General features: G+C 59.1%; 23 protein-coding genes and 1 tRNA gene. 11 read left to right on the top strand and 13 right to left on the bottom strand.

What is annotated here, in order from left to right; all coding sequences use genetic code 11:
• The first annotated feature begins 33 nt into the window (after positions 1–33).
• Positions 34–1,299, top strand: a complete 1,266-nt coding sequence (locus tag EAO82_RS06720) for a TIGR03862 family flavoprotein (protein ID WP_096346684.1) — start codon at positions 34–36, stop codon at positions 1,297–1,299.
• 2 nt (positions 1,300–1,301) lie between these two features.
• Here EAO82_RS06720 and EAO82_RS06715 read toward each other — a convergent pair whose 3' ends face one another.
• The 4 genes from EAO82_RS06715 to dinG form a co-directional block, all read right to left on the bottom strand.
• Positions 1,302–2,120 (bottom strand): SDR family oxidoreductase, encoded by an 819-nt coding sequence (locus tag EAO82_RS06715; RefSeq protein WP_096346685.1) that lies wholly within the window; start codon positions 2,118–2,120, stop codon positions 1,302–1,304.
• 61 nt (positions 2,121–2,181) lie between these two features.
• The gene (pdxH, locus tag EAO82_RS06710; RefSeq protein ID WP_096346686.1) at positions 2,182–2,823 is read right to left on the bottom strand and encodes a pyridoxamine 5'-phosphate oxidase; all 642 of its coding nucleotides are present in this window, start codon (positions 2,821–2,823) and stop codon (positions 2,182–2,184) included.
• A gap of 77 nt (positions 2,824–2,900) precedes the next feature.
• A complete protein-coding gene (locus tag EAO82_RS06705; RefSeq protein ID WP_096346687.1) occupies positions 2,901–4,073 on the bottom strand; it encodes a serine hydrolase domain-containing protein in 1,173 nt (390 codons plus the stop codon).
• Between the two features lie 404 nt (positions 4,074–4,477).
• Positions 4,478–6,610 carry an ATP-dependent DNA helicase DinG gene (dinG, locus tag EAO82_RS06700; RefSeq protein ID WP_096346688.1) on the bottom strand — a complete coding sequence of 711 codons (2,133 nt, stop codon included), beginning with the start codon at positions 6,608–6,610 and terminating at the stop codon, positions 4,478–4,480.
• Positions 6,611–6,780: 170 nt separating this feature from the next.
• Between dinG and EAO82_RS06695 the strand changes: the two genes are divergently transcribed.
• Positions 6,781–7,266, top strand: coding sequence for a DUF6231 family protein (locus tag EAO82_RS06695; RefSeq protein WP_096346689.1), 486 nt, complete (start codon positions 6,781–6,783; stop codon positions 7,264–7,266).
• A 2-nt stretch (positions 7,267–7,268) separates the two neighbouring features.
• The gene (locus EAO82_RS06690) at positions 7,269–7,757 is read left to right on the top strand and encodes a YchJ family protein (RefSeq protein ID WP_096346690.1); all 489 of its coding nucleotides are present in this window, start codon (positions 7,269–7,271) and stop codon (positions 7,755–7,757) included.
• 13 nt (positions 7,758–7,770) lie between these two features.
• Here EAO82_RS06690 and EAO82_RS06685 read toward each other — a convergent pair whose 3' ends face one another.
• The gene (locus EAO82_RS06685) at positions 7,771–8,310 is read right to left on the bottom strand and encodes a hypothetical protein (RefSeq protein WP_096346691.1); all 540 of its coding nucleotides are present in this window, start codon (positions 8,308–8,310) and stop codon (positions 7,771–7,773) included.
• A 131-nt stretch (positions 8,311–8,441) separates the two neighbouring features.
• Between EAO82_RS06685 and EAO82_RS06680 the strand changes: the two genes are divergently transcribed.
• Both EAO82_RS06680 and EAO82_RS06675 read left to right on the top strand, forming a co-directional pair.
• Positions 8,442–8,921, top strand: a complete 480-nt coding sequence (locus EAO82_RS06680) for an LEA type 2 family protein (protein WP_143520312.1) — start codon at positions 8,442–8,444, stop codon at positions 8,919–8,921.
• Between the two features lie 60 nt (positions 8,922–8,981).
• Complete coding sequence (locus EAO82_RS06675; protein WP_096346693.1) at positions 8,982–9,425, top strand: DUF2489 domain-containing protein; 444 nt, start codon at positions 8,982–8,984, stop codon at positions 9,423–9,425.
• Positions 9,426–9,488: 63 nt separating this feature from the next.
• Here the strand turns inward: EAO82_RS06675 and EAO82_RS06670 are convergent, their stop codons facing one another.
• Positions 9,489–10,271 carry an SDR family oxidoreductase gene (locus EAO82_RS06670; protein WP_096346694.1) on the bottom strand — a complete coding sequence of 261 codons (783 nt, stop codon included), beginning with the start codon at positions 10,269–10,271 and terminating at the stop codon, positions 9,489–9,491.
• Positions 10,272–10,417: 146 nt separating this feature from the next.
• Between EAO82_RS06670 and EAO82_RS06665 the strand changes: the two genes are divergently transcribed.
• Entirely contained in the window at positions 10,418–10,855 is a 438-nt protein-coding gene (locus EAO82_RS06665; protein WP_096346695.1) for a hypothetical protein, read from the top strand.
• 9 nt (positions 10,856–10,864) lie between these two features.
• Here the strand turns inward: EAO82_RS06665 and dinB are convergent, their stop codons facing one another.
• Entirely contained in the window at positions 10,865–11,917 is a 1,053-nt protein-coding gene (dinB, locus tag EAO82_RS06660) for a DNA polymerase IV (protein ID WP_096346696.1), read from the bottom strand.
• 90 nt (positions 11,918–12,007) lie between these two features.
• The gene (locus tag EAO82_RS06655) at positions 12,008–13,189 is read right to left on the bottom strand and encodes a GGDEF domain-containing protein (protein WP_174958756.1); all 1,182 of its coding nucleotides are present in this window, start codon (positions 13,187–13,189) and stop codon (positions 12,008–12,010) included.
• A 257-nt stretch (positions 13,190–13,446) separates the two neighbouring features.
• On the opposite strand from EAO82_RS06655, the gene EAO82_RS06650 reads away from it, so the two are divergent.
• The 5 genes from EAO82_RS06650 (at position 13,447) to EAO82_RS06630 (ending at position 17,691) form a co-directional block, all read left to right on the top strand.
• Positions 13,447–13,523 (top strand) — tRNA-Met (locus EAO82_RS06650).
• Positions 13,524–13,760: 237 nt separating this feature from the next.
• Positions 13,761–14,420, top strand: a complete 660-nt coding sequence (locus EAO82_RS06645; RefSeq protein WP_174958753.1) for a substrate-binding periplasmic protein — start codon at positions 13,761–13,763, stop codon at positions 14,418–14,420.
• A gap of 180 nt (positions 14,421–14,600) precedes the next feature.
• Entirely contained in the window at positions 14,601–15,494 is an 894-nt protein-coding gene (gene mmsB, locus EAO82_RS06640; RefSeq protein WP_096346699.1) for a 3-hydroxyisobutyrate dehydrogenase, read from the top strand.
• The gene (locus EAO82_RS06635) at positions 15,491–16,540 is read left to right on the top strand and encodes an enoyl-CoA hydratase/isomerase family protein (protein ID WP_096346700.1); all 1,050 of its coding nucleotides are present in this window, start codon (positions 15,491–15,493) and stop codon (positions 16,538–16,540) included. The genes mmsB and EAO82_RS06635 overlap by 4 nt, the downstream gene beginning before the upstream one ends.
• Positions 16,540–17,691 (top strand): acyl-CoA dehydrogenase family protein, encoded by a 1,152-nt coding sequence (locus EAO82_RS06630; RefSeq protein ID WP_096346701.1) that lies wholly within the window; start codon positions 16,540–16,542, stop codon positions 17,689–17,691. The genes EAO82_RS06635 and EAO82_RS06630 overlap by 1 nt, the downstream gene beginning before the upstream one ends.
• An 11-nt stretch (positions 17,692–17,702) precedes the next feature.
• Here EAO82_RS06630 and EAO82_RS06625 read toward each other — a convergent pair whose 3' ends face one another.
• The 5 genes from EAO82_RS06625 to ftsB form a co-directional block, all read right to left on the bottom strand.
• Positions 17,703–20,810 carry an error-prone DNA polymerase gene (locus EAO82_RS06625; protein WP_231703301.1) on the bottom strand — a complete coding sequence of 1,036 codons (3,108 nt, stop codon included), beginning with the start codon at positions 20,808–20,810 and terminating at the stop codon, positions 17,703–17,705.
• Positions 20,807–22,222, bottom strand: a complete 1,416-nt coding sequence (locus tag EAO82_RS20970; protein WP_096346703.1) for a Y-family DNA polymerase — start codon at positions 22,220–22,222, stop codon at positions 20,807–20,809. The genes EAO82_RS06625 and EAO82_RS20970 overlap by 4 nt, the downstream gene beginning before the upstream one ends.
• Positions 22,223–22,226: 4 nt before the next feature.
• Positions 22,227–22,844: a translesion DNA synthesis-associated protein ImuA gene (gene imuA / locus EAO82_RS06615; RefSeq protein ID WP_096346704.1), complete on the bottom strand. Its 618-nt coding sequence runs from the start codon at positions 22,842–22,844 to the stop codon at positions 22,227–22,229.
• Positions 22,845–23,071: 227 nt separating this feature from the next.
• Positions 23,072–23,758, bottom strand: coding sequence for a 2-C-methyl-D-erythritol 4-phosphate cytidylyltransferase (ispD, locus tag EAO82_RS06610; RefSeq protein WP_096346705.1), 687 nt, complete (start codon positions 23,756–23,758; stop codon positions 23,072–23,074).
• Positions 23,755–24,027, bottom strand: a complete 273-nt coding sequence (ftsB, locus tag EAO82_RS06605; RefSeq protein WP_096346706.1) for a cell division protein FtsB — start codon at positions 24,025–24,027, stop codon at positions 23,755–23,757. The genes ispD and ftsB overlap by 4 nt, the downstream gene beginning before the upstream one ends.
• Positions 24,028–24,030 lie beyond the last annotated feature (3 nt).

The following is a 24,030-nucleotide window of genomic DNA, read 5'->3' as shown; positions in this document are numbered from 1 at the left end:
CTGCCGGCCAATCTTTGCCCTGCGGACCCTCCCATGCCTTTGCCTACCCCACCCAGTGTTGCCGTTATCGGTGCCGGCCCTGCTGGCTTGATGGCAGCGGAAACACTGGCCACAGCGGGATTGACGGTGGATGTCTACGACGCCATGCCCTCAGTGGGCCGCAAGTTTCTGCTTGCCGGTGTGGGCGGTATGAATATTACCCACTCCGAGAATTCCGCCGACTTTGTCAGCCGCTACCGCGAAGCCAGCCCCTGGGTCGGCGAATGGCTGGCGGACCTCGATGCAACCCAACTGCGCGAATGGATTCATGGCCTGGGCGTCGATACCTTTATTGGCTCGTCCGGTCGCATCTTCCCTACCGATATGAAAGCCGCGCCGTTACTGCGCGCCTGGCTGAGGCGACTGCGCGAGCAAGGCGTGAGCATCCACAACCGCCACCGCTGGCTGGGCTGGAATAACCAGAACGAGTGCGTGTTCGACACCCCCCAGGGCGAGCAGCTAAAAACTCACAGTGCTGTGGTTCTGGCACTAGGCGGCGGCAGCTGGGCGCGGCTGGGTTCAGATGGGGCCTGGGTCAACCTGTTGCAGAAGCGAGATATTAAGGTAAGGGACTTGCTACCGGCCAACGGCGGCTTTACCCGGCAGTGGAGCGCGCATCTCAGCCAGCGCTTTGCCGGCCAACCACTTAAGCAAGTCATAGCCAGCCTGGTTTTGCCTGACGGCAGCACTGAAGGAAAACGCGGAGAATGCATCGTCACTCATGATGGCCTGGAGGGCAGTCTGATCTATGCCCTGTCTGCGCCGCTGCGCGACCAGTTGCTAGTCAATGGCCAGGCCTGGCTGACGCTGGATCTGGCACCGGACCGCAGCGCCGAGCAGTTGACCCAGATCCTGCGTAAGCCGCGCGGCGGCCAGACACTGGCCTCGGTACTGCGCAAGCGCGCCGGGCTGGATGCATTGAAAGTCGCACTGTTGCATGAGTGCCTGGCCAAGGAAGCTTTCACTGATGCGCCGCGTCTGGCCGCCGGTATCAAAGCCCTCCCTATCGAGTTGACCGGGATGCGCCCATTGGATGAAGCCATCAGTAGCGCTGGCGGCGTAACGCACGAAGCGCTTGATGAGCATTTGATGCTCAAGGACTTGCCGGGCGTTTTCTGCGCAGGGGAGATGCTGGACTGGGAAGCGCCAACCGGTGGTTATCTGCTCACGGCCTGTTTCGCCAGTGGCCGGCGCGCCGGTCAGGGCGCTATCAACTATCTAGGCTGCCAGCCAGACTCTGCGCCAGACCCAGCAAACTGATCTCAACGCTGAGGCTTGACGCCGGACAGCCTCGGCAGCATCCAGCGCTCGAACAGCCCGGGAAACCAGCGTGCCAGCAAGCGGGCGCGCCAATTGACGTTGGATAACACCATCAACCGTTTGCGCTTGACCGCACCGCGGTAGATATCATCCGCCACATCGCTGGGCGACGATACCTTGAACGGCGTATTGATGATCTGCTTGCTGATCGAACCGTCGCCGACCAATGCATTCTTGCGGATATCCGTGGCGGTAAAGCCGGGGGTGACCAGCATGACGTTCACGCCCTGCGGTCGAACTTCCATGCGCAGCGTTTCAAACAGGCCATGCAGCGCGTGCTTGCTGGCGTTGTAGGCACTACGATAGAGCAGTGGAGCAAAGCCAGACAGCGAGCTGAGGACGATGATCTGCCCCTGGCGTTGCACGATGCTCGGCAGTGCCTGTTGGGTGCAGTGCAAGGCGCCGAAGTAATTGACTGCCATGATGCGTTGAAACACCGCCAGATCGGTCTCGGCAAAGGTACTACGGTGGGTGATGCCGGCATTATTGATCAGCAGGTCGATACCGCCGAAATGCTCCAGTACCTGACAGATCGCCTGTTCGCAAGCCTGCGGGTCGGCGACATCACAGCGGATGGCCAGGACTTCGGCATTCAGCTTGTCCATCAGTTGTTGCTGAAAGGCCAACAGGGGTTCGTCCTGCACATCGAGTATGGCGATGCGTGCGCCGGACTGGGCAAACCTCAGCGCCAGCGCGCGCCCGATACCCGCGCAACCACCGGTAATGACCACCACTTTTTGCTGAAACGCGCCCCTGGCCATCGCCTGCCCTCACCCTGTTATTTGCCACAAGAGTGAGGGAAAAGCCGCTAGCTCGCAAGCATCAGGGCGCCAGGCGTTCGCGCTGCCAGGCACTTTCCAGAAGCCGATAACTGAGCCGATCATGCAGGCGGCTTGGCCGCCCCTGCCAGAATTCGATCAGCTGTGGCTTGAGACGAAAACCGCCCCAATGCGCTGGACGCTCAGGTGCCTGATCGGCATAGCGTTGCTGCAGTTGAGCCAGGTTTTGCTCCAGCACATCGCGGCTGGCGATCACCTGACTCTGTGGAGAAGCCCAGGCGCCCAGGCGGCTGCCCAGCGGGCGGCTTTGATAATAGGCGTCGGACTCGTCGTCACTGATGCGCTCGACCGTGCCCTCAATGCGTACCTGGCGCTCAAGATCGTGCCACCAGAAGGTCATCGCGGCCTGGGGGTGGCCTTGCAGCTGCTGGCCCTTGGCGCTCTGATAATTGGTAAAAAACACGAAACCACGATCATCCATGCCCTTGAGCAACAGGGTGCGCAAGTGCGGCTGGCCGGCGTCATCGACGGTGGCCAGCATCATGGCGTTGGCTTCAGTTGATTCGATTTCCACCGCCTGCTCGAACCAGGTGGCAAACAGACTTAGAGGTTCAGCAGGCGCCTGACTTTCAAGCAGGCCATCACGGGTGTAGTCACGGCGCAGATCGGCTAACTCGGCTTTCATTTTCACGTCTCCAGATCACAGTGCCCTTATGCTAGCACCTTGCACGCACCACTCTTTGACCTCGGACAAGCGCTGTATCAATCCAGCTGTTTCAGGCAGCGATAGACTTCGCGGCTCAATGCCAGTGCGCGCGGATCCATCAACACGTAGGGGCCCATGGTGTTGGTGACGTAGCCAAAACCAACACCAGCCTCGGGATCGCAGAAGCCTAAAGAGCCACCAGCGCCTGGATGCCCGTAGGCCTGGGGGCCCATGCCGAAGCCGCCACCTTCCCAATCCTGTTCGAGCATCACGCCCAGGCCAAAGCGGGTCGGCGCCAGCAGGGTCTTGTCCATGCCCTGGCTGTGTTGCTGCTGCATCACATCCACTAGTTTGTCGTCGAGCAGGTGCGCGCCGTCCAGACTGCCGCCATGCGCCATAACCTGCCAAAAGCGCGCGAGCGAGCGCGCATTACCGGTGCCGTTGGCGGAGAGAATTTCCGCCTGCTGCCATTCGCGCGTGTTGGTGCTGACCATCATGCTGGAGGGGTTGCCGAAGGCTTTGAAACCCATGCCTTCAGGCTGACCCATGGAGGCGAAGAGTTTGCGCGCATAGTCATCGCCGTACTGATTGCGCAGGCGCGATACGTGGGCGATACGCTGCAGATGGTCGTCCGGCACACCGACAAAGAAGTCCATGCCCAGCGGCCGACAGATATGCTGTTGGATATAGGCGCCGGGGCGCTCTCCGCTAAGACGTTTGAGTGGTTCGCCGAGCAGCCAGGCGTAGGTGACAGGGGCATAGCCATGGGCTGCGCCGGGTGTCCACCAGGGTTCCTGGGCCGCCAGCGCAGTCGTCATGGTATCCCAGTCGAACAGCGCTTCCGGCGGTAGGGTATCGCTGATGGCGGACAAGCCGGAGCGATGGCTGAGCACCTGACGCAGGGTGATCTGTTCTTTCCCCGCCTGGGCAAATTCGGGCCAGGCATCGGCCAGCGGGCTATCGAGTTCGATCCGGCCAGCTTCGACCTGCTGCAACAGCGCCACCGCGCCCAACGGCTTGGTGCAGGAGAACACGTTGACCAGGGTGTCCTGCTCCCAGACCTGCTGGTTGTCCTTATCGGCCACGCCCTGCCACAGATCCAGTACCGTTTCGCCGCCGACAGTCACGCACAGGGCGCCGCCCCGCGCCTGCTCGTCAGCCTGCTGTTCGGCAAACAGCTCGCGCACAGTTTCGAAACGCGGATCGAAGTAGCCTTGGACGTTGCTCATGGAATGCTTCCCTGTTGGAGATTGTTATGAGGTTATTAAACCTGAGCGGAAGGTCGATTTCAGCAGGTATAAACGCTGGAATCTTGTTTATATGCGATTCCGTGATAGGTCGTCCGAGAGATCCGAGTGGCTGGATCCACCAGACCACTACCGAGAACCGCCGTGAACCCCCTCCGGGCCGGCCGCCGATCACAGATCGCCGTCGTTCGGCTGCGCGCGAAGCAGTGCTTCGCAAACGCTTGCCTTACCCCTGGGGGCTCGATCCAAATCGTCCAGGATTTGGACCGTTCTCGGTAGTCGTCTGGCGGACCCAGCAACATAGCCTTTTCGTCACTGCGGATCAGTCATAGAAACACGGTTTGCTTCTTGTGGCTTGTGGCTTGTGGCTTGCCGCTAAATTCCGGCTAATCGATTTCCCTGCGAAAGGGTGGCAGCGCATTCAGAATGGCCTTGCCATAACGCTGGGTGACCAGTCGGCGATCCAACAAGGTAACCACGCCGCTGTCCTGCTCATTACGCAGCAATCGTCCGCAGGCCTGGATCAGTCGCAGGCTGGCGTCTGGCACAGCGATTTCCATAAAGGGGTTGCCGCCATTGCGTTCGATCCATTCGCTGAGCGCCGCTTCGACCGGATCATCGGGTACGGCAAAGGGAATCTTGGCAATCACTACGTGTTCGCAGTACCGCCCGGGCAAATCTACGCCTTCGGCAAAGCTGGCCAAGCCAAAGATAACGCTCTGATTGTTCTTGTCGACTTGCGCGCGGTGCTGGCGGATCAGCTCCTGCTTCGACAGATCGCCTTGCACCAGCACGCGCTCGCGGAAGTCGCGCGGTAACCCGGCGTAGACCTCGAGCATCTGCCGGCGCGAGGAGAACAGCACCAAACTGCCCATCGCATCGTCCAGAATGCTCGGCAAATGCTCGATGATGGAGGCGCTGTGGCCCGGGCCATCTCGCGGGTCGGCGCCATGATTGGGAATGCGCAGCACGCCCTTTTCGGCGTATTGGAACGGGCTGGGGGCCAGGGTGCAAACCGCATTTTTCGGTAGACCAGCGCGCATGCTGAAGCGGTCGAAACGGCCAAGAGCAGTCAAGGTCGCAGAAGTAACCAGGCAACCGAACGCGGTGTACCAGAGAAATTGCCGCAGCGTATCAGCCGCCATGATTGGGCTGACGTGCACTTCTATATCATTCTGCTCGGTCAGGGTCAGCCAGCGCGCGGTGGGTGGCTTATCGTCGGCGTCTTCGAGGCAGAACTGGGTCCACAGCGTCCAATTAGCCTGTGAACGCGCCAGCAGTGCACCGAACAGGGGGTACCATTCCTCGGCTTGATGTGAGGTAACGCCCACGGCTTCACCGTCCATCGCATCCTTCAGTTGATCGACCAGGCGTTGCAGCAAATCGGTGATACGCCCGAAGCCAGCCTTGAGTTCAACGCCCATATCCCGCAGATGCTCGGGGATCACGCCGTCCTTGAAACGGTGTTGCGGCCGGACCTGACCGGTGACATCTTCGGCGCTGGCGAAGTCGGATACCTCGGTCAGTGCCTGTGCCATGAATTGCTGATGCGGTTTCAGGTCACGTGCCAGTTGCGGCACCTGTTCAAGGAAGCGGCCAAAATCGCCGGGCAGCGGATGTTGCGCCAGCAGCTTGCTTAGATTTTTGTCCAGTTGCTCGAGCCACTCGGCGGTAGCCGACATGCGCGTATGGTGGGCGAAGTGGGCAATGGCTTTGTCCGGCAGGTGATGGCCTTCATCGAAGATATACAGGCAATCACGTGGGTCGGGCAGGATGGCGCCGCCACCTAGCGCCAGGTCGGCGAGCACCAGATCGTGGTTGGTGACGATCACATCAACCTTTTGCACGCCTTCGCGGGCCTTGTAGAACACGCACTGGTTGAAATGCCCGCAGCGCCGGTTGGTGCACTGGATATGGTCAGTGGTCAGCCGCGACCAGTCTTGATCTGCCAACGCCTCGGGCCAGGAGTCGCGTTCGCCGTCCCACTTCTTGCTGGCCAGTGACTCGACCATGCGCGTGTAGAGCTTGAGCCCAGCTTCGTCCACTTCCAGATTAAAGCCTTCGTCGGCAAAACCCTGCTGCCGGCTGGCCAGGGACTGGTTTTCACTGAGCAGTTGGTCGAGCTTGGACAGGCAGACATAACGACCGCGGCCCTTGGCCAGGGAAAATTGGAAATTCAGCCCGGCGTTGCGCTGAATATCGGGCAGATCCTTGAGCACGATCTGTTCCTGCAGCGCGACCGTGGCGGTGGAGATCACCAGCGGTTTGCCCAGGTGCTTAGCAATCGGGATGGCCGCCAGGCAATAGGCGACCGTCTTGCCGGTGCCGGTGCCCGCTTCCACAACTGCCACAGCCGGATCGCCGTCACGACGGTTTTCGTCGTCCAGCTTGATACCGCCGAACAGCTTGGCGACCTCGGCAATCATCATCCGTTGGCCATAGCGCGGCTTCAGGGACTTGTTTTCGAGAAAGGTGCGGTAGGCCGTCTGGATCTGGCCTTTCAGTTCATCATTCAGCATGCGGGCTCCGGACAAGGCGGGCATGATAACACTGATGATCTTTCTACGATGATCAGCTAGGCGACAACGACCGCTCAGCGGCAAACAAGTTTGCTTGCAGTTTTTGCTTGCGGCGCGCGGGTTAAGGCCTGAAGCTGGATGCCCTGATTTTTTGCTCGACAGGAAAGCCCATGTCCGACAGCCCCACTTCTGCCCTGCTGGCGATACTTGATCAGTATCAGCCGGCCAGCCTGCTATGCATCAGCCGCGAGCCCGTACCGGCCGTGAGTGCTTTTTGTGCAGAGCATACCGGCTGTGAGGTGACGACTACCGACCAGGTGCCTCTACCGGCGGAGCTGGCTAACCGCCGTTATGATCTGGCGATTGTTGCCGACCAATTGGAAACCTTGGCCATGCGCACCGGCGTTGAGTTGCTGGCCGGCCTGCGAAACCTCAGCGTCAGCCGTATGGCGGTGCTGGTGGATTTGCACCAGGCGGAAGGTTGGCAGGAGAACGATTTTTTCGGGCTGGCCATGCAGCGTCACGCGCGCTTTGAAAAAGATCAACGCAGCCTGACGCTATTCACCTATGACCTGGCTGAATACAAGAGCGTGCCGGACTGGCTTAATTCCAAGTACTGGGCCAACCCGGAAATGTTTGATAAATACTGGTGGTAAGCATGCAAGACCAAGCCTCACCCTCTGTCCCGGTTGACTGCCCTTGCGCCAGCGGCGAGCAATATCAGCAGTGCTGTCAGCCGTTGCACCAAGGCACCGCAGCGCCCAACGCCGAGCGCCTGATGCGCTCGCGTTACAGCGCTTACACGCTTGGGCTGATTGACTATCTGGTGAGCAGTACCCTTCCAGCCCAGCAATCCGCACTTGACCGTCATGCGATGGCGCAGTGGAGCAGCGCCAGTACCTGGCTCGGGCTGGATGTGGAAGACGCACCGCCGGTTGATCAACATACGCAACGCGCACAGGTGACCTTTATTGCACACTGGGCGGACCCCGATGGGCAACGCCACAGTCACCGTGAATGTTCGGATTTTGGCAAACGTCAGGCGCGTTGGTTTTTTATCGATCCAAACCATCCGATCAAGGCTGGCAGAAACGATCCCTGCCCCTGTGGCTCAGGCAGGAAGTTCAAGCAGTGCTGCAGCGTTTAAGCTGCAGCACTGCTTAATCTTGAAGCCTGAGATGGTCGATGTTGGGCTTGACCGGGGCGACCTCGGGCCGCAACTGCTCCAGGTCGCTGCCGGCCGGCGCCAGGCTCAGCGCTGACAGGTCAATGGGCAGATCCACAAACTCTTCGTACTCATCCTGCATATCTGCACCGACCGGGGCAATGCCGAAGTCCGGCGCTTCCACTTCACTGAAGGCAGCCATATAGGCATCCCGCGGCTTTAACGAGGCACCGCCCGCAGGGTTTGGTGGAGCGGATGGGGCTGCGCTCGCGGCGGAGGATGGTACCGGCGCAGGAGTTTCTTCCTGCTCCATCGAATCTACACTGCACACGGCCCCAGCGCGTTCGATTGCCTGGCGGTATTTATCAGCCGAGGCCTCATCCAATCCCTGCTTGATCACTACTCGCCGGCCGGAAAACAGGACATTCAACTGCTCGTCACCAACCTGAAACAACTGTCCGATCCGCGCCCTGGCCTGCTCCGCTGTAACGCCGGGGCGAACCTGTCCATGAAACGCAATTTCAAAAAGAGGCATCTTGTCTCTCCTTTGTAGTGATTTGCAGTGATATGTTAAGCAGTGCCTGCCGCATTTGATTAGTATGGACAGGCGCGGGCTGTACGACAACTTAATAACGAGATCAGCCCGACTCGACCAGGAGGGACAGAGTGCACAGATCATTACCGACCTTGGCGCTGCTTATTAGCTGCGCATTATGGCTTAGCGGTTGCGCGATGTTTGGCCTGGGTCGATCCTATGAAAAGCCCGACATCAGTCTGGCGAATGTCGAAATGCTCAAAGCCAATCTGTGGGAACAGACGTTCCAGTTAGGCCTGCGAGTCGACAACCCCAATGATCGCAGCCTGCCCATTCGCGGCATGCACTACGAGATCTATCTGAATGAAGCGCGGCTGGCGACCGGCGTGAGCGATGCGCATTTCACTGTGCCGGCCTATGGCTCGGAATATTTTGAATTGAATGTCAGGTCCAATCTCTGGCGTCATATTCGTGATGTAGTCAAGATGATTGACGACCAGCAGCCGGTCAGCTACCGGATTGAGGGTCATATTCGTACGGGGCTGTTTCTATCGCCGACCGTGACGCTGCACGAGAAAGGCATGCTGGATCCGGTCAACTTGAGATTTTGAGCTGCCTGATCTCGATGCAGCCCTTCCAACAAGCACTTTTCAATTAATGGCTTTTATACAATGACTACTTTTACCTGGCTTGTTGCCGCAGGCGTGATCATCATTGTGGCGCTGGCAGCCTACGCCTACATGCTCTGGAAAAAAGTCCTGGCGCGCGAGACTGAGCAACGCGCAGTGGCCGCAGATCGCAATCAACGTCTGGAAGGCGACATCATCATTCTGGCCAACAGTCTGCTGGAAGGTCAACTGCCGTTGATTGAAGGCTCGATCCGCATCAAGGTACTGCTCGACAACTATTATGGCCCCCGCCGTGCCGACCTGGATGTGTCCGTGTTTGAAAGGATCTACGATGCTACTGTCCACATTCCCACCCATCAGGGCTGGAAAGATCTGGGCAAAGCCGAGCGCCAGCTACATGAGCAACAAATGGAAACCCTGGAGCGCGACCACCGCGAAGAAATATTCAGTGCAGCCAAGAATATCAGCCGCGGGTTAGGTAAATAATTCGACGGTCATCATTCGTAAAAAAGGCGCCCTGAGGCGCCTTTTTCATGTTCAGCTGCTGAGTTATACCACCGAGTTGCCGCCATCTACCGCGATAGCCTGGCCGGTGACATGCCGTGACGCTTCGGTTGCCAGAAACACCGCAACACCCTTGATATCTTCCTCACCACCAATGCGCCCAAGCGGAGTACCGGACTTGATCAGCTCGGTCACCTTTTCCAGACCTTTGGCCATTTTGGTCGGGAAGTAACCCGGGCAGATGGCGTTGACGTTGATATTGTGCGGGCCCCACTCACCGGCGAGTGCGCGCGTCAGGTTGATCGCCGCTGCCTTGCTGGTGTTGTAGGCCACAGTGTGAATGCCGGAGTTGGCGCGATTGCCCTTGAATCCGGCGATGGAAGCGATGTTGATGATCTTGCCGGACTGACGGGGAATCATGAAGCGGCGCGCAACTTCTTGGGCCATCAGGAAACACACATCAACGTTCAGGCTCATGACCTTCTGCCAGCCTTCATAGCTGTGCTCTTCGGCGGGCTGGCCCCAGGTAGTACCGGCGTTGTTGATGAGGATGTCCACAGTGCCGAATTTGGCTTCAGCGGCGTCCACCAGCGTAGAAACCGGCTTGGTATCCAGCTTGCCCAGGTCGCAGGCAATACCACCAGCCTGAATGCCCTGTGCTTCGAGGTCTTTGACCACCTGCTCCACTTCGGCAGCATTACGCGCGCTGATAAAGATCTTGGCGCCCTGCTCGCCGAGCGCTTCCGCCATTTGCAGGCCCAGACCCTTGGTGCCGCCGGTGATCAGGGCAACCTTGCCGGTCAGATCGAACAGTTGCTTGACGCTCATAATTTATCCTCTTGTGGTGTGTGATGAGACACTTCTGACCCCCATCATAGCCTGCATGACGGGTCACTCCGACCATCAGTGATTCGAGTGATATGCCACCCGGCTCCGGTGTTATCATGCCCAGCCCTTTTTAACTGGTACTGGACATGGCTGAACACGACTTCCGACGCAACCTGCTGAACTCCGCTCACACGCTGATCGAATGCCGCACGCTGGCAGGCGGGCTTTATCAAGTGACCGGCCAGGGCGGTGGCGTGCAATCCGGGGATAGCCTGATCTGTACCGTCAAGGGTAGTCGTGATCTGCCGCTCAGACTGCAAGTGGAGAAAATTCGCTACCTGATCAATCCCCCAGGTCAGTGGACGGCTACGGCAAAAGGCCCGGATCTGCGCGGTCAGTCGGTACTTGGCTGGTCGATCAAGTGTGATCAGTGCCAAAAAGAGCAAGCCTTCGAATTTCTCGCCCTGGACAAGGACGACCTGCCCAAGCGCACCGCCAAAGCCGTTGCGCGCATCAGCGAACTGGGCTGGACTCCGCACGGGGATAACCACCTGTGCCCAACCTGCGCGCGGCAGTTGCACTGAGGCTGAAGCTCAGAACAGGTTGAGTTGCTCGCCGAGCAGGCTGTGGCTACTGTCCAGCCGAACGCCGACACCAATCAAGCGCACCGGCCGATTGCCCCGGGCGAAGGCCTGAGTGCAGAGGTCGCGGTAACCGTCCGGGCTAACCGGCGAGCCCGCCTGCTCCAGCGTCGTCTGGGTGAAGTCGTGAAACTTCAGCTTTACGAAGGGTTTGCTCACCCGGTACTCGCCTTCCAGTCGCCCCAGGCGCAGGGCGAGCTTTTCCAATAATGGCGGCAATGCATTCAGGCAGGCGTCCAGGTCGGACAGGTCATGATCATAGGTATTTTCCACGCTGACCGATTGACGCTTGCTTTCCACTACTACCGGGCGATCATCTATGCCCCGTGCCAACTGCCACAAACGCTCACCGAAACTGCCGAACTCCTTGGCAAGATCCTGCTTGCGCCAAGGTAGCAGCTCGCCGCAGACGTCAATGCCCAATCCTTTCATACGCGCAGCAGTGACCTTGCCTACGCCGTGCAAGCGCTCGATGGGCAGCGTTTTGACGAAGGCTTCTACCTCGTCGGGTAGAATCACCTTGAGACCATCCGGCTTGTTCCAGTCACTGGCGATCTTGGCCAGAAACTTGTTCGGCGCCACACCAGCAGACACGGTGATGCCCTGGCTGGCAAATGCTTTGCGGCGGATTTCCTGCGCCATCAGCGTGGCGCTGCCGCGGCACGCTTCGCTATTGCTCACATCCAGAAAGGCTTCGTCCAGCGACAGCGGCTGAATAAGAGGGGTGTAATCACTGAAGATCGCCTGGATTGCCTGCGACGCTTCGCGATACACCGCCATCCGCGGCGGCACGATCAGCAGGTCCGGGCACAACTTGCGGGCATAGGCGGAGGCCATTGCCGAACGCACGCCATAAGCCCTGGCTTCATAGTTACAGGTGGCCACCACGCCGCGCTTTCCCGGATCACCACCCACAGCCAGCGGCCGACCACGCAGGCGCGGATCATCGCGCATCTCGATGGCTGCGTAGAAGCAATCACAATCTACGTGGATAATCTTGCGCAAGAGCGGCTCTACCGGGTGGTTTCAACTGCCCCATTGTACCCGATCAGGCAAGAACACTCTGATTAAGCGCCATGCTCCGCTGAGCTGGATTCAACTGGGGACAACACAGTTGCGCCCAGCTTTTTTGCCGTCGTAAAGCGCCCGGTCCGCGCGGCGGATGACATCTTCTATACCCTCATCCTGTTCGTTTACTTCGGTCACGGCGAATGTGGCGGTGAGCTGAACACTCAGGCCCTCAACCGGTACCAGGCTTGATTGCAACCGCTCACGCAACCGATTCAACACCTGTACCGCGCAACGCAGATCAGTATCCGGCAGCAGCAGGATGAACTCCTCGCCGCCGAAGCGGCCGACGATGTCGGTATTGCGCAAGGTGTCGACAAATAACCGCGACACGTGCTTGAGCACCTGGTCGCCAACATCATGACCGTGCTCATCATTGATTTTCTTGAAATGATCCAAATCCACCACACACAATGACAAGGCACTGGCATGCCTGCGTACCCTGTCCAGCTCACGATGGAACAGGGATTCATACTGTCGGCGGTTGAACAGTCCAGTGAGAGGATCGGTAGTGGCTTGCAGCTTTAATTCCAGCTCGAGATGCTCCCGGCGCTTGATCTCTTCCTGCAGCGACTGGTTGACCCGTACCGTTTCGTTGAACAGTGCATATTGCTGGCGCTGGCCTGTCTGAAGGCGCAACCCGGCTGCATAGCCAATAATCGCCGGGAACAGCAGCACAAAGGTCAGCCCCACCAACAGTGTGGGCTCAACATCGCGCAGAGCAATGCAATAAATCGTACCGGCAATACCAAAAGCTGCGCCAATATTGGACAGCACCACCCTATTGGGCACGAAGATGTACAGACTGATCAAAATGATCAGGGTCACCCCGATATTCCAGGAAACGATGTCGGGTCGAATTATGTAAATAAGAAAGAACAGAACAAAACCGACTACTTCCAATGCGGTGACGGCATAACCCTCGGTCGCCAACTGCGGTTTGGTGCGCAAACGCCAGGCAAGCAACAGCAAAAGGCTGGCGGACAACACGCGAGTACTGATCAGATGGATAAACCCTTCGGAAACACCCAGCGCTAGAAAATCCAGAAAACCAAAAAGCACTACCAGCGCCGCCCATACGCGTAGCGCCACAATCAAACTCTTCGCAGTACTCTGCTCAACGTGTTCGCGGTAGGCCCGCTCGGTGGTGGGGTCGGTAAACTCCCCGCCCCATGTGGAGATGTGATAGCGATCGGCAGTGGTTGGCAAGAAAATCCCCCTTCAGGGCAACTGCTGTATTGTTATTTTTATGGCATAGCCTGAGACAAAGTATATTCCATGCTTCACGGATAGCCAATTTGCAATGATGTCATTTTGACGTCAATTTATGATCTTGAATTATCCCTGCCGTTTCTCGGCAAATCTGGGTATCAATTACCGCTCCGGAGCGAATACCGGAAATAAAAAATCTTTTCCGTTCAATTGCTTGACAGCCAACGCTCAATGAGTAGAATGGCGCCCACAGACGCGGGGTGGAGCAGTCTGGTAGCTCGTCGGGCTCATAACCCGAAGGTCGTAGGTTCAAATCCTGCCCCCGCAACCAGTTTAAAAACCGTTGAACGGACTTGTCCTTCAGCGGTTTTTTTTGCCTGCGATTTGGGCCGTTTTATCATTGAATCCCCCCTCCCCGGCAGCAATCCCTGGCGTATACTAAGGAAAACTATAACTCGCAATCATGGTGAACATGGCCTGTCGTTTTCTGTACGCGCTGCTCCTGGCGCTCTGTGTACCCAACGCCTTCGGCGATAATCATAAAGTTGAAGCGGACAGACTTTTGTTCATGACTGCTGACGTGTGGCCATGGGGTTATCTGGAGAAGGATGGCACTCCAGCCGGGTTGCTCAGCATTTTGGCCGAACAACTGGCCCAAGAAGCTCAACTGAAGCTGGATAACCGGGTTCTACCCCCCCAACGTCTTCTCTCCAAATTCAAGGAAGGCGAAGCCGATTTCACCGTTCTGTTCGAAAACCCCTACCTTGATGGATTCGCAGATAGCCTGGGGGTGGTGTTGAGCGCGGACATTTTGCTGGTAACCGCCAAAGACTATACCGGCAAGCTGACTCTGGGGGCGTTGGAAGGCAAGCGGGTTGGCTATATCAGCGGCACCTATTACGGCGAAGCTTTCGAGCATAACGCTGAGGTGATCAAGATCCCGGTCTACAGTCTTGAGCAAGCGATAGAGATGCTGCACCTCGACCGCCTGGATGCGCTGATCAGCAGCGATGTGGTATTCCACCACAGCCTCAAGGCACTGGAACTGCAGCCCGATGTATTCCGCTATGACGTACATACCCGCGGCCAGGCAGCCCATCTGTATATTTCAAAACGGGCATCCAATGAGGGCATCGCCCCGCGAATGCAGGCCGCGCTGGCAAGTTTGGACAAGAGTGGTGAACTACGCCGCCTGTTCTACTCTGAAGTACGCTCTGGCGCGCAGTAATGTGCGGGTGCCCCTGCAGGCGTCCGGCCATTCCTGAGCCAGGTCCGGCTTCCGGCTGATTTACCTGCTTTATCTGCCTCACATGCCCATTAACATGGGCTATCCTCCCTCAACATGAGCATTTACCGTATCGACCCGTAGCTAACCACACCCGTACATCCTCATAAAGGGAGTGCCGCCATGCATATCGGTTTTATCGGACTAGGCAACATGGGTAGCCCCATGGCTCACAACCTGATCGCCGCAGGCCATCAGCTTAGTGTCTTTGACCTGTCTCAAGCAGCAGTGGATGCATTGGTCGCAGCCGGAGCCGCCAATGCGGCATCGGTGCAGGGCATCGCGGCCCTGGATTGCGAACTGATCATCACCATGTTGCCGGCAGCCAAACAGGTCAAAGCTGTGTATCTGGGCGAAGAAGGCTTGCTCGCTAACATCCGTCCGGGCGTAAGGCTGATCGACAGCTCGACCATTGACCCTCTCAGTGCTCGGGAAGTGGCGGCAGCGGCTGAACAGCAGAACAACCCCATGCTTGACGCCCCTGTCTCCGGCGGTACTGGCGGAGCCGCAGCGGGCACCCTGACCTTTATGGTCGGCGGCAGCGAGGGGGATTTCGCCCATGCGCTGCCGGTTCTGCAGAGCATGGGCAAGAATATTGTGCATTGCGGCCCCGCCGGCAATGGCCAGGTAGCCAAGGTGGCAAACAACATGCTGCTGGCCATCTCCATGATTGGTACAGCCGAGGCCATGAACCTGGGGGTATCCCTGGGTATGGAGCCTGAGGTACTGGCCGGCATCATCAATACATCCAGCGGACGTTGCTGGAGTTCGGACACCTATAATCCCTACCCCGGGGTCATGGAAAATGTGCCGGCCGCGCGTGGGTACAGTGGCGGCTTTGGCACGGACCTGATGCTCAAGGATCTGGGCCTGGCTACCGAAGCGGCCAAACATGCGCAACAACCGGTTCTGCTGGGGGCTCTTGCCCAGCAGCTATACCAATCTTTCAGCAGCCAGGGACATGGCGCGTTGGATTTTTCCGCAATCATCAAACTCTACACCGGAGATACCGAATGACTGATGTGCAGGCACCTGTGCTGGCCGAGGTTCGCAACAGAATCGGCCACCTGACCCTGAACCGCCCTGCTGGGCTGAATGCATTGAGTCTGGAAATGGTCAGGCTGCTGCAGGGATACCTGAACGAGTGGGCTGCAGACAGCCAGATCGAAGCGGTCATGCTGCGCGGCAATGGCGGAAAAGCCTTCTGTGCCGGCGGTGACATACGCACGCTCTACGATCAGCACCTGGCCGGTGACGCCCAGGCGATAGAAACCTTCTTTGCCGAAGAGTACGCGCTGGATCTGAGCATTCACACCTACTCCAAACCGGTTATCGCATTGATGGATGGCTTTGTGCTGGGCGGCGGCATGGGGCTGGCCCAGGGCGCCAGCCTGCGCATCGTCACCGAACGATCGAAACTGGGTATGCCGGAAACCGGTATTGGCTACTTCCCGGATGTCGGCGGCAGCTATTTCCTGCCGCGCCTGCCCGGCGAAATGGGATTGTATCTGGGCCTGACCGGCGCCCAGGTAAAAGTCGCCGATGCCCTGCATCTGCAGTTGGCAGACCTGTGCATTGCGGTTGAACGCCTGGATGAGCTGGATCAGGCACTGGATGGTCTGCGCTGGGAGCACGACCGTCTTGAGAATGTCCTGAAGGCGCTTGGCACCTCAGACCTGCCGCCCGCCGACCTGAGCGCGCTGCAACCTGCCATCGACCTGCACTTCGGCCAATCAACCCTGGCGGCGATACGCCAGTCGCTGCAGGAAGAGGTTCGCCCGGCCTTCACGCAATGGGCGCAAGACACCGTACGCCTGATGGACAGCCGCTCGCCGCTGGCCATGGCGGTGACTCTGGAGTTGCTGCGCCATGGCCGGGAAAAATCCCTGGAAGACTGTTTTGCGATGGAACTGCACCTGGATCGCCAGTGGTTCAACGACGGTGATATTGCCGAAGGAGTGCGCGCACTGTTAGTGGACAAGGACAAGCAGCCACGCTGGAATCCGCCCACAATAGGCGAGCTGAAACCTGCACGGGTCCATGCCTTTTTCGAGGGAATCTGATGAATGATCTGGAACTGAGCGAAGACCAGCGATTGATTCGCGACATGGCCCGGCAGTTTGCCCAGGCAGAGCTGGCACCCCGCGCTGCCGGTTGGGACAAGAGCGGCTGGATCGACAGCAGCGTGATCCAGCAGATGGGCGAATTGGGTTTGCTCGGCATGGTCGTACCCGAGGAATGGGGCGGCAGTTATGTGGACTATGTCGCCTATGCGCTGGCCGTGGAAGAAGTCTCGGCCGGTTGCGGCGCCACCGGCGCACTGATGAGTGTACACAACTCGGTCGGCTGCGGCCCGGTATTGAATTACGGCACGGACGAGCAAAAACAGACCTGGTTGGCCAAGCTGGCCAGCGGGGAAGCGATTGGCTGCTTCTGTCTGACCGAGCCCCAGGCCGGCTCCGAGGCGCACAACCTGCGCACCCGCGCGGTGCTGGAAAACGGCGAATGGGTGCTCAATGGCGCCAAGCAGTTTGTCAGCAACGGCAAACGCGCCAGCCTGGCGGTGGTGTTTGCGGTGACCGATCCGGATTTGGGCAAGAAGGGCCTGTCGGCATTTCTGGTACCAACCGATAACCCTGGCTTTCGCGTCGAGCGCATGGAGCACAAATTGGGCATTCGTGGCTCGGATACCTGCGCCATTAGCCTGGATAACTGCCGCCTCCCGGAAAGCGCGCTGCTTGGCCAGCGGGGCAAGGGCCTGTCCACCGCCCTGTCAGGCCTGGAAGGTGGGCGTATCGGCATTGCCGCACAAGCGCTGGGCATTGCCCGAGCTGCGTTCGAGGCCGCGCTGAGTTATGCACGAGAACGCACGCAGTTCGGTCAGGCCCTGACCGAACACCAGAGCATTGCCAACATGCTCGCCGACATGCATATGCAACTCAATGCCAGCCGCCTGCTGATTCTGCATGCCGCACGCCTGCGCACGGCAGGACTGCCATGTCTATCGGAAGCCTCCCAGGCCAAGCTGTTCGCCAGTGAAATGGCCGAGGCGGTCTGCAGCAAAGCGATCCAGATCCACGGGGGTTACGGCTATCTGGAGGATTATCCGGTCGAGCGTTTGTATCGGGATGCGCGTATTACCCAGATCTACGAAGGCACCAGCGAAATACAGCGCCTGCTGATCGCACGCGAGCTGCGGCATTACTCGCTTTGAAGATTTGACCGCTATTGAAAATCCCGGCTGCGCACATCCAACCCCGCCAACAGCGGGTTGAGATTGTGCAGCCGCCGAGCGATCAGATGAATCACACCCTTCTCCGACTCGATATAACCATCCACCTGCATCATCTGTGAGCCAAGCAGCTCACGTCGCTGGCGCTCGCCGAGCTCGTGCCAGACCACCACGTTGACCATGCCGTACTCATCTTCAAGGGTGACAAAAATCACCCCGCTGGCGGTACCGGGTTTTTGCCGCCCGGTCACCAGCCCCGCCACCGAGACCGGCCGACCGCTTTCGATCAGGGGCAGTTCCCGCGAACTGCGGCAGCGCCTTGCCGTCAGTTGTTCGCGCAGCAGCCTCAGCGGATGCGGGCCGAGCGTTGTTCCTACACTGGCATAATCGGCCTGCAGGTCTTGCCCTTGAGTCGGCTCCGGCAACATGACGGCGGCTTCTTCCTCGCAGGCCAGGCCGGCAAACAATGGCATCTGCGGCTCCACACCGGCAATTGCCCAACGTGCCCTATGACGATGCCCGGCCAAGCCACGCAGGGCGCCGGCATCGGCAAGCAGTTCTCGCGCACGTGAAGACAACTGTGCTCGCTCGCTAAGCTCCGCCACATCAGCAAATGCCGCCTGCTCACGGCATTCGGTAATGCGCTGTGCATCGTCCTCGCGAAAGCCGCGGACCATACATAACCCCAGCCGAATCGCCGGCTGCTGCTCTTCAGTCTCACCGCCGCCCTCCAGCGTGCAGTCCCACTGGCTGTAACGTACATCCACCGGCAGGGTCTCCAACTGATGACGGCGTGCGTCCTGCAGTAACTGATCGGGGCTGTAAAAGCCCATCGGCCAACTGTTAATCAGCGCGCAGGTAAAGGCCGCCGGCTCATGACATTTCAGCCAGCAACTGGCGTAGGTCAGCAATGCGAAGCTGGCGGCATGCGACTCGGGAAAACCGTAACTGCCAAAGCCCTTGATCTGTTCAAAGATCCGCGCGGCAAACTCGGCGGTATAGCCGCGCTCCGACATGCCTTCGGTCAGGCGCTTCTGGTGTGGCTCCAAACCACCATGGCGCTTCCAGGCGGCCATGCTACGGCGTAGCTTGTCGGCTTCATCGGCGGTATAACCAGCCGCAACAATGGCCAGTTCCATCACCTGTTCCTGAAACAACGGAATGCCAAGAGTACGCTTGAACACCTTTTCCAGCGCTGACGGATAGGTCACCTCCTCCTCGCCATTGCGCCGCCGCAGATAGGGATGCACCATATCGCCCTGAATCGGGCCGGGACGAACAATCGCCACTTCGATGACCAGATCATAGAAGTTCTCTGGTCTGAGCCGAGGCAGCATGGCCATCTGCGCGCGCGATTCGATCTGGAATACACCGACAGTGTCGGCGCGGCTGATCATCTCGTAGGTAGGCTTATCCTCGGCGGGAATGGTTGCCAGGGTCAGATCGCGCCCGCGGTGCAGGCGCAGCAGATCGAAAGTGCGGCGCAGCGCGCTGAGCATGCCCAGGGCGAGAATATCCACCTTGAGCAGGCCGACCAGATCCAGATCGTCCTTGTCCCACTGGATGATGGTGCGCTCATCCATCGCCGCATTTTCCACCGGCACCAGCGTATGCAATGGCTGCTCGGAAATCACAAAACCGCCCGGATGCTGCGACAGGTGCCGGGGAAATCCGATCAGTTCCTCGGTCAGTTTCAATACCCGATGCAATAACGGATGTGCCGGATCAAAACCGGATTCACGCAGGCGCTCATCCGAGGGCACCTTGCTGCTCCAACGCCCGCAACAGTCGGCCAGTGCATTGATCTGATCCGCAGGCATGCCCAGCGCCTTGGCCACATCACGGATGGCACCGGCTCCACGGTAACTGCTGGCCACTGCGGTCAAGGCCGCACGATGCCGACCATAACGGCGAAATACATACTGGATCACTTCTTCCCGGCGATCATGCTCGAAATCCACATCGATATCCGGCGGCTCATTGCGTTCGCGGGACAGAAAGCGCTCGAACAGCAGATTGGATTTTGCCGGGTCGATTTCGGTAATGCCCAACGCAAAACACACCGCCGAGTTGGCCGCAGAGCCGCGGCCCTGACAGAGAATATGCCGCTCACGGGCAAAGCGAACGATGTCATGCACGGTAAGAAAGTAACTCTCATATTCCTTGAAATTGATCAGCTCCAGTTCCTTGTCGATCTGCAACCGTACCTTGTCAGTTACCCCGTCAGGCCAGCGCCAGCGAATCCCCTGCTCAGTCAATTCACGCAGCCAACTGGCCGGTGTTTCGCCTTGCGGAACCAGCTCATGCGGATATTGATAGCGCAGTTGCCCCAGTTCAAAGGTACAGCGCGCGGCGATCGATTGAGTTTCAACGAGCAAGTCCGCGGGATAGATTTCTGCCAGTGCATCAGGTGAACGCAAGTGCCGTTCACCATTCGGAAACAAGCGCAAGCCTGCCTCGGACAGGGTGCAATGATGGCGCACCGCAGTCATGGTGTCCTGCAGGGCACGGCGGCCGCGGGCATGCATGTGTACATCGCCAGTGGCGACCAGTGGCAGGTTCAGCATTTGCCCGGCTTCGCGTAGTTGCGCCAGGCGCTGATCGTCATCCTGACCACAGTGCAGCTCTACCGCGAGCCACAGGGCTTGGGGAAACAGCTCGCGCAACCATTCACCCTGCTTCAGGCAAGGCTGTTCATCGGGCAGCCATAGCGCCAGCAGACCGTCCAGCGCTGACTGAAAATCATCTGCTAGCAGACGATACTCGCCTTTGGGAGCGCGGCGCCGGGCTTGGGTGATCAACCAGCACAGGCGCTGGTAACCCTGCAGATTTTCTGCCAGCAGCACCAGCTTGGGCCCGCTTTCGACCTGCATCTCGCTGCCGACAATCAAAGGCAAGCCGGTATCCTTTGAAACCTGCCAGGCGCGAACGATACCGGCCAGAGAACATTCATCGGTCACCGCCAGCGCGCCGTAACCATGCTGTTGAGCGCGCTCGAACAGTTCCTGAGCGCTGGAGGCGCCGCGCTGGAAACTGAAATTCGACAGGCAGTGCAGCTCGACGTAGCCCTCAGCGCGAACCACCTGCGCGTCCGTGTTCATGCGAACCAGCCGTGCAGCCACAGCGGTCCGCCCTGCCCCACTGGCCGGTAGGCCCAGCCGCGCTGGCCATACTGGGTTTCCACCAGGTAGTAATCGCGGCGCATGTCGCCGCCGTCCCACCAACCGCTTTCGATACGCTCCGGACCGGCAAGAACCCGCAAACCACTCAACTGTGCTTGCGGTTCTTGCAGCAACCATCCGGGTCTGGCGCTACTGCGGTCACTCAATAAAAAAGGCGCACGTGCCTCTGAGGTCCGCCAAGCCTGTTCGGGACGGTGATCAGGGCGCACTGAGAGGGCTGCGACAGCGTCATCGCCCAAGCGCGCGCGCAAGCGTTCGCGTAGCTGCTCCCAAGGCAGGGTTTGCTGCGGTCGCTCCTCAAAGAGTTCGCGTTTTTGCGGTACAAAAGCTGGAAGATCTCTGGCCAGCAATCGCAGCGCCTGTACCGGCGCTCTTACCTGCAACTGCTCCAAGCGGCCCCGCGCCAACTCGAAGAGCATCGCGGCATCGCGCTCAGCACTGAGCAGACCTACTGACACCAGGCTGTCTTCACCCTCGCGATGCTCCAGATGCAGCACGAAGCGCTGCACGCCACTGTCACGGCCGGCCAGAAACGCCGCCAGATCCGAAGTCAGCCGCCGTAGCGGAAACAACAGCGCCTGGTGTGAGCCGACATCGAAATTCAGCTCAATACGCACATCGAAGAAATCCGCTGGCGCATAGCATTCCAGGGCCTGCGCTCTGAGGCCGAGCAGCGTATCCAGATGCTTGAGTACCTCTTCGGGAAAGCGTTTAGCCAAACCGGATCGCGGTAATGCCAGTATCTGATGCAAGCGGTGCAGCCCCATACGGGTAAAAGCCCGCGAGGTCTCTGCGTCAAAGCCGGCACGGGTCACCGGCATCTGCTCGATCATCTGTCGCAGAGTCTCGACTTGCTGCACCGCCAAGCCGTCATGCGCGTTACTCAGAATACGTGCCGCCGCCGGGTTCGGCGCCAATACAATCCGATGGCGAAAACCCAAGGCGGTCAATTCTTCGCGCAGCCGTGCTTCGAAGCGCTCCCAGGGTCCGAACAAGGCGAAACTCGATTCGACTTCCATCACCAACGCCCGCGGGTAGTGCAGGCTGACATGCGAGCTGAATCGGTAAGCCCAGGCGGCAAGAAAAGCATGCCATCGCTCGATTTGCGCCGGATCATATTCCCGCATGGCAAAATCCCGCGACAGCATCTGCGCGGCGGCCAGCGACTGGCCCGGCCGCAGCCCCAGTTCCCGAGCAGCGGCATTGACCGTTTGCAGCACTCGACGTTGCGGCGTACCACTGATCAGCGCCAGCGGCGCCTGGGGATCAGCCACACCACGCAGCACTGCGTCCAGTGCCAGTTGTGGCAACAATATGCAGGCCCAGAGCATGATCTCAATGCCGCAGATTAAAAGGGATGGGATTGGCAGGAGCCAGGCCGCCGCGACACTTGAGCACCCGCAACTGCCTCGGCTGACTTTCAATAGTCAGGCGCAAAGCAGCGGGCGACGGGTTGATTGCCTCCTCGATCGGCCGATAGGCAAAACCCAGGGTCTGCCCGGTCTCCGCTGCGACCTGCAAACGCCGCAATACCCGGTCATTGGCTCGCTGCGGCCAGCACAACACCGCGCCGCAAGCTCCAGAGCGCAGGCATTGCTCCGCCGCCCAAAGGGCATCGCTGCCGCTGGCCTGAATGACTGACAAACAGCCCAAACTGATACCCGCAGCCTGCCAGGCCGGAGCAAAGGGAGTATGCGGTGGGCCGATCAGCACCACCCGTTCACCGGCTGCCGACAAGCGCTTGAGAGTTGGCCAGAGCAACTGCAACTCGCTGGTGCCTTCGGCTTGGATGAGGATTTCACTCAGCGCTGCCTCTGGCCAGCCACCCGACGGCAAGGCCATGTCCAGCTCGGCAAACCCCGTCGACTGTCCAGCAGCAGGCACCGCAGCGGGCTGGCCGCGCCAGATCCGCCGCTCATCGAGCAAGGTGGAGAGTGATACGACCGAGCCCATCATTGAATCCAGTCCAGACTGAGGCACCTGAAGACTACACCACGAGCAATGTGAGTAAAGTGGAGAGAAAGCATGGGGGAACCTGCAAGTAGAATACTGTATATGCGTACAGCATATTTACTCATGCACACAGGGTCAACCGGAATTGCATGCAGACCCACACGCCACCTGAATCAGGTAGCAAAAGGAAATGTCAGGGGGTTGAGTTGCCTAAAACGAGAACAGCGTCAGAGTAACCGGGCAAACCAGTCCATATCTTCGGGACGAGTAACCTTGATATTGTCCGCCCGCCCTTCGATCAGTCGAGGAGCCAAACCAACCCGCTCCATCGCTGAAGCCTCATCGGTAACCAACGCGCCACAGGCCAGCGCATCGGCCAGCGCCTGACGCAGGGCCCCAAGGCGGAACATCTGCGGCGTGTAAGCTTGCCAGAACAGCGAACGATCCGGTGTAGCGGTCACCCGACCATCGGCATCTGCCTGTTTGAGCGTATCGCGTACCGGCACGGCAAGCAGACCGCCGACTGGATCATCCCGCAGACTATTCAGTAGCTTATGCAGATCGGTGGCGGCAAGATGCGGGCGCGCGGCGTCATGCACCAGCACCCAATCAATGTCCTGCGCCCCAAGCTCACTGAGCTTGTGCAAACCAGAAAGCACCGAGTCGGCCCGCTCTCGCCCACCAGCAGCACGCTGGATACGCTGATCGGCAGCACAGGCCAGCGCCGGCCACCAGGCATCATCGTCGGCAAGACAGACCACCAGCCCGTTCAGGCCGGGCTGGCCGAGAAAGCAATCAAGGGTATGTTCAATCAGGGCGCGATCGCCCAGGGGAAGGTACTGCTTGGGTCGATCCGCCTGCATGCGCGAGCCAACGCCCGCCGCAGGAATCACCACCCAGAAAGGCAGGCTCATTCGTCGCTCAGCTGAAACAGGGTTTCGCCTTCCTTGACCATGCCCAACTCATGCCGGGCACGCTCTTCAACGGTTTCCAGACCCTGCTTGAGCTCAATCACTTCGGCCGTGAGCACGCGATTGCGTTCCAGCAGCTGCTCGTTCTCACGAGCCTGCTCGTCAATCTGCTGCTTGAGCTGGGTGACATGGGCCAGACTGCCATCGCCTACCCACAGACGATATTGCAGCCCGCCCAGCAACAGCAGCGCGACCAACCAGAGCCATTTCACCGG

Source organism: Halopseudomonas pelagia (assembly GCF_009497895.1).
Taxonomy (GTDB): domain Bacteria; phylum Pseudomonadota; class Gammaproteobacteria; order Pseudomonadales; family Pseudomonadaceae; genus Halopseudomonas; species Halopseudomonas pelagia_A.
The sequence above is the reverse complement of the archived record's forward strand: the minus strand, read 5'-3'. Positions and strand labels throughout refer to the sequence as shown.